The following is a 5,558-nucleotide window of genomic DNA, read 5'->3' as shown; positions in this document are numbered from 1 at the left end:
GAGCGTACCTTCTCCATCATCAAGCCGGATGCCACCAGGCGCAACCTGACCGGCGCCATCAACGACGTCATCGAGAAGGGCGGCCTGCGCATCGTCGCCCAGAAGCGGCTGCGCCTGTCCCAGGCCCAGGCCGAGGGCTTCTATGCCGTGCACAAGGAGCGGCCGTTCTTCGCCTCGCTGGTCGAGTTCATGACCAGCGGCCCGGTGGTCGTGCAGGTCCTGGAGGGCGAGAACGCGGTGGCGCGCTATCGCGAGATCATGGGCGCCACCAACCCGGCCAACGCCGCCGAGGGCACCATCCGCAAGCTGTTCGCCGAATCGATCGAGGCCAACTCGGCGCACGGCTCGGACAGCCCCGAGAATGCCGCCATCGAGATCGCGTTCTTCTTCTCCGGCATCGAGATCGTCGGCTGAGCTGCGGCGCGGCCGGCTTCGCCCTCAGGCGGCGCCGGCCGGCTTCACCCGTGCGGCACTGGTGATCAGCCAGGTCACCAGGATCGACAGGAAGGTGGCGACCGCCGCCATGACCAGCACGAGCTGCGGCTGGCCGCCATCCAGGAGCAGACCCACCAGGGTCGGCGCGAAGGTGGCACCCAGGTCCAGCCCGGAATAGGCGAAGCCGAACACCTTGCCGGTCGAGCCCACCGGGGCTGCCGCCCGTACCATCAGGTCGCGCGAAGGGGTGGTGGAGCCGACCGCCGCTCCGGCCACCGCGACCAGGGCCAGCAGCATCCCGTCATTAAGCGGCAGGAAGGCCACGGCCAGCATGCATAGCGCGCCGATGCCGAGGCCGACGCTCATCAGCCAGTCCTTCCGGCCCGAGCGGTCCGCGAGCAGCCCGCCAATGCCGGTGCCGATCGCACTGCCCAGGATGAACGTGGTCACCGCGGTGGTGCCCAGCACCAGCGGCACGCCGTGGAGCTGGACCAGTGTGGCGGGCAGGAAGCCCTGCAGGGCGATCATCGCGATCGACTGCAGCGCGAAGAACAGGAAGCAGCCGAGGATCGCCCGGCCGAACAGGGTGGCGACCAGCGAGCCCTGCGGTGCGGCACCGCTGGCCCGTGCCTGCTCGTGGCCGGTCGGGATCGCGATGTCCGGGCGTGATGCCAGCAGGGCCGCCAGGATCAGGAGACCCGGCACGGCAGCACCCAGCAGCGCCACCCGCCAGCCGAAGCTGGTGGCGAGCAGGGTGACGAATACCGGGGCCGCCGCCCAGCCGAGCGTGCCGCCGATCGTATGCACCGAGAAGGCCCGGCCCATCCGCTCGGGCCGCACCCGCTTGCCCAGGATCGCATAGTCGGCCGGATGGAACACGCTGTTGCCGATGCCGGCCAGCGCTGCCAGCGGGATCAGCGCCGCCCAGCCGGGCATCAGGCCCATCAGGCCGATCGAGACGGTGAGCAGGGCCAGGCCCAGGATCAGGATGCGGTGCGCCCCGAACCGGTCGACCATGAAGCCGGCCGGCGCCTGGGACAGACCCGAGGCGGCGAAGAACACCGAGCTCAGCAGGCCGAGCTCGGCCCAGCTCGCCCCGAGCTCCGTCCGGAGCAGCGGGAACAGGGGCGGCAGTACCAGATGGTAGAAGTGCGAGGCGAAATGCCCCGTGCCGATCAGCCCGATCACCTTCAGATCGGACGATGCCGGCGCGCTTGCCGCCAATGCCATATCGCTGAGCCACCACTTTTGCCGCGCCCGCCGGACCGACGGCGGGTCATTGCCGTAACGCCACCCGCCGGCAGGACCGGAAGGTGGCGTCGCGGTGACCGGTCTAGTAGGTCCGGCCGCTTGCCGGAAGGGTGTCGGGCGCGTCATCCTGGACGGTGGGCTGGACGACGGCCGGCTCCCGACTGGTCCGGTAGAGCGAATAGACTACGCCTGCGGCCAGGATGCCGAAGGTGACGCTGAGCGAGATGGCCGGCGGCAGCTTGCCCCAGATCTGGGTGTAGAAGATCTTGCTGCCGATAAAGATCAATACCAGGGCCAGCGCGTACTTCAGGTAGTGGAAGCGGTGGATCATCGCCGCCAGCGCGAAGTAGAGCGAGCGGAGGCCCAGCACGGCGAAGATGTTGCTCGTGTAGATGATGAAGGGGTCGTCGGTGATGGCGAAGATCGCCGGCACCGAATCCACCGCGAACACGAGGTCGACGAACTCGATCATCACCAGCGCCATGAACAGCGGCGTGGCGTAGCTGACGAGCCGGCCGGTGCGCGGGTGGGCGGCCTTGGTGAAGAAATGGTTGCCGTCGAGCTGATCGGTGACCCGGAACAGCCGGCGGGTGATCTTCAGGACCGGGTTGCTGGCGATGTCCGGCTCGCTGTCCACCGAGACCAGCAGCTTGACGCCGGTGAACAGGAGGAACGCACCGAACAGGTACATCACCCAGTCGAATTCCCGGACCAGGGCAGCACCCAGGAAGATCATCGTGCCGCGCATGACGATCACGCCGATGATCCCCCAGAACAGCACCCGGTGCTGGTAGATCCTGGGGATGTGGAAATAGGTGAAGATCAGGGAGATGACGAAGACGTTGTCGAGCGAGAGGCTCCACTCGACCAGATAGCCGGTATAGAACTCGGCGGCGGCATTGCCGCCCATCTGCCAGAGCACGTAGAGGCCGAACAGGCCGGCCAGGGCCATGTAGCCGGTGGAGAGCAGCATCGACTCCCGTACGCCGATCTCGCGCTGCTTGCGGTGCAGCACGCCCAGATCGAGCACGAGGATGGTCAGGACGATGCCGAGGAAGAACAGCCACATCCAGGCTGGCTTGCCCATGACGGGCGTGGCGACGAGGAGTGCGAGATCCATATCTGTGTCCGTCTCTTACGGCAGACCGGATGTCGACCTGCCAGAGGAGGCAGTCCGACATCACAGCCGCAAGGACGGCTGCCAGAGGGGCCCGGACCCATCGCGGCTGACATTGGGCACAGCCGGCGGATGTTCAAGGGGGCGCGCGCATCTGGCACTGGACGGCCGCGTCGCCGTTGTGTCTGGCTCGGGACCTGCAGACTTCCCGGAGGAACGCTTGGCATCCAGCCTGCATTTCTGGGACCATTCGATCCTGCCGCCGGTGCTCGACCGGGTGATGGCCCGCAGCATGTTCGGCCGGTTGCGCGCCCAGGCCACGGCACCCGCGTTCGGCCGGGTGCTGGAGATCGGGATCGGCTCGGGCCTCAATCTCGGCTATTATCCGAGGTCGCTGGAAAGCGTGATCGGGGTGGACCCGTCCATGCCGCTGCTGCGCCGGGCGCATCGGCGCGCCTCATGGATGGCGTTCCCGGTCCATCTGCGCCAGGGCCGCGCCGAGGATCTGCCGATCGCCGACCAGTCGGTGGACGTCGCCGTCTCGACCTGGACCCTGTGCTCGGTGGACGACCCGGAACGAGCGCTGGCCGAGCTGCGCCGGGTGCTGCGGCCGGGAGGGCTGCTCTGCTATTGCGAGCATGGCCTCTGCCCCAATCCTGCCACGGCCGCCTGGCAGCGCCGGCTCACCCCGGCATGGCGGCGTCTCGCCGGCGGCTGCCGCCTGGACCGCCCGCACGAGCAGTTGATCGAAGCCGCAGGCTTCCGGATCGAGCGGCAGGTGGCCGGCCGCCTCCTGCCGGGTCCGGCGGTACTCGGCTGGCACCAGCTGGGGCTGGCACGGCTTTAGATGTTGCACTTCCACCGATGGACCAGCCTGTCCCGTACGGGTTGGCCGATCGGCAGGAAGGTAGCGATAAGCCATACGGGAGGGCAGAGCCGCTCGCCCTCCCGAGTCCTCACGGACGGACGCGAATGATCGTCTTCCCCCTGCGCCGCTCGGTCGGGTTTAGGGCGGCGACAGCTTCGTCGACGGTCGAGACGTTGCCGATGTTCGTCCGCAGTCGCCCGTCCCGCACTCGCTGGACGATCTCACCCAGTTGGGCGCGATCGGCCTCGACAACGAATTCGATCGCAAGGCCGCCGGCAGGCCGCGTCTCGGGCGGTCCGACGACGGACACCAATGTTCCTCCGGCTCGAATCAGGCGCGCTGATCGCTTGCCGATGTCGCCGCCGATGACATCGAGCACCAGATCGACACCACCGACGTCTTCCAGCGCGTCGTTGTCGAGGTCAACGAACTCCTGCGCGCCGAACTCAAGCGTCTTCTGACGGTCGGCCGCGCGTCCGGTGCCAATGACATACGCACCGGCTTCGCGCGCGAGTTGTGTCACCATCGTCCCGACTGCGCCTGCCGCGCCGTGCACTGGGACGCTCTGCCCCGCCTGAAGGCGGCCGTGCTGGAACAGTCCCTGCCACGCGGTAAGGCCCGAGATCGGCAGGCTCGCGCCCACCGCGAAGTCGACATTACCCGGCAGCGGCGCGAGGTTGCGTGCCTCGATCGCCACATACTCGGCCAGGGTATCGTCGCGGTACCAGTCGGCGAGGCCGAACACTCGCTGTCCGATTGACAGACCCGTCGTGCCGTAGCCGAGAGCAGTAACCACTCCGGCCAGCTCATGGCCGGGGATCGACGGTGTTCGGTCACGACCGCGGCGATCGGTCTAGGTCGAGGGCCACTCCAGCTCGGTCGGGACGAAGCCCGACGCATGAATGCGAACGATGACGTCGTTGATCGCTGCCGGCGGCTCGGGCCGCTCGGTCAGCTTCATCCCGGCCAATCCCACCGCCTGGTCCGTTACAACAATCGCCTTCATGATGATCTTGTCCTCGGCCATTCGTTTCCTTGGAATGGCGCAACGTTGGACTGCCCGTTCGACACCTCTTGTCAGGAGTCATCCTCCCGAACGGCTCCCTAAGGCTGCTGCTCGACCAGCGACACATCATCGACGCTATGCCCCGCTCAGCGGGCCAGGACCGGATAGCCTTGCGTGTAGATCCAATCCGACTGTCGCGCCGGCACGTGACACGATTGACAGTCCGTCGTGTAGTCGGTGGATGTGGTCTTCTGGGGATCGGTTGCGTCGAACCAAGCCCAACCCCAGGCGTCGCCCCAGAGCTTGCTTCCTGGAAATCGGCCGACGCTGTCTTTCACCATGACGAACTAGCCAGTGAGAGTGCCGGCACTGCATACGTGTGAGGATCGGCGAGAGGCTTTTCGCTTGCGCTCCATCGGCCGTGGCGGCCTGATCTTTTCGTCATCGCTCAAGCGTTGAGGGGATGGGCCGTGGATGGGGAGGATGCGCGCATCCTCCCCATCCACGGCTTGGTCAGTCCCAAGGGGAACAGCATGGATGCCAAGGCACGGATCGGCCCGTGATGGCCTACTGGCCATCACACCCGCGGTGATGGAGCCGGCGCCTGCTGCGCCGGCTGGATCAAGCTTTACCAGCAGATCGGGGTCAGGCGGATCGGCTGCGGCTGGCCCAGCTTCACCAAGCCGATCGAGCCCGCCAACATCCAGGAAAAGCGCGACCTGACCCACGGCATGATCCGTGTCGAGGTCCGCTCGGCCCATGGCGACAGCCATCTGGGCCATGTCTTCCCGGACGGGCCGCCGGACCGGGGCGGGCTGCGCTACTGCATCAACGGGGCGTCCCTGCGCTTCGTCCCGCGCGAGCGGATGGAGGAGGAGGGC

General features: G+C 67.3%; 5 protein-coding genes and 2 pseudogenes. 3 read left to right on the top strand and 4 right to left on the bottom strand.

Annotated elements, in window-relative coordinates:
- Window positions 1-414 (top strand): nucleoside-diphosphate kinase (ndk, locus tag VNS22_RS07420; protein WP_325731123.1); only part of this gene is annotated, 414 nt, incomplete at its 5' end.
- 24 nt (window positions 415-438) lie between these two features.
- On the opposite strand, the gene VNS22_RS07415 is transcribed toward ndk, so the two are convergent.
- Window positions 439-1,659, bottom strand: coding sequence for an MFS transporter (locus VNS22_RS07415; protein ID WP_325731121.1), 1,221 nt, complete (start codon window positions 1,657-1,659; stop codon window positions 439-441).
- A gap of 109 nt (window positions 1,660-1,768) precedes the next feature.
- Window positions 1,769-2,806 (bottom strand): TerC family protein, encoded by a 1,038-nt coding sequence (locus VNS22_RS07410; protein WP_325731117.1) that lies wholly within the window; start codon window positions 2,804-2,806, stop codon window positions 1,769-1,771.
- Window positions 2,807-3,023: 217 nt separating this feature from the next.
- On the opposite strand from VNS22_RS07410, the gene VNS22_RS07405 reads away from it, so the two are divergent.
- Window positions 3,024-3,650 carry a class I SAM-dependent methyltransferase gene (locus VNS22_RS07405; protein WP_325731115.1) on the top strand — a complete coding sequence of 209 codons (627 nt, stop codon included), beginning with the start codon at window positions 3,024-3,026 and terminating at the stop codon, window positions 3,648-3,650.
- A gap of 109 nt (window positions 3,651-3,759) precedes the next feature.
- On the opposite strand, the pseudogene VNS22_RS07400 reads toward VNS22_RS07405, so the two are convergent.
- Window positions 3,760-4,677, bottom strand: a pseudogene (locus tag VNS22_RS07400) (NADP-dependent oxidoreductase).
- Between the two features lie 146 nt (window positions 4,678-4,823).
- Window positions 4,824-5,018 carry a cytochrome P460 family protein gene (locus VNS22_RS28250; protein ID WP_349261738.1) on the bottom strand — a complete coding sequence of 65 codons (195 nt, stop codon included), beginning with the start codon at window positions 5,016-5,018 and terminating at the stop codon, window positions 4,824-4,826.
- 264 nt (window positions 5,019-5,282) lie between these two features.
- Here VNS22_RS28250 and msrB point away from each other — a divergent pair.
- A pseudogene (gene msrB / locus VNS22_RS07390) lies at window positions 5,283-5,558 on the top strand (peptide-methionine (R)-S-oxide reductase MsrB); the annotation flags it as partial.

The organism is Geminicoccus sp. (assembly GCF_035556675.1).
Taxonomy (GTDB): Bacteria; Pseudomonadota; Alphaproteobacteria; order Geminicoccales; family Geminicoccaceae; genus Geminicoccus.
Note: the sequence above shows the minus strand (reverse complement) of the source record. Positions and strands in the feature narration are given on the sequence as shown.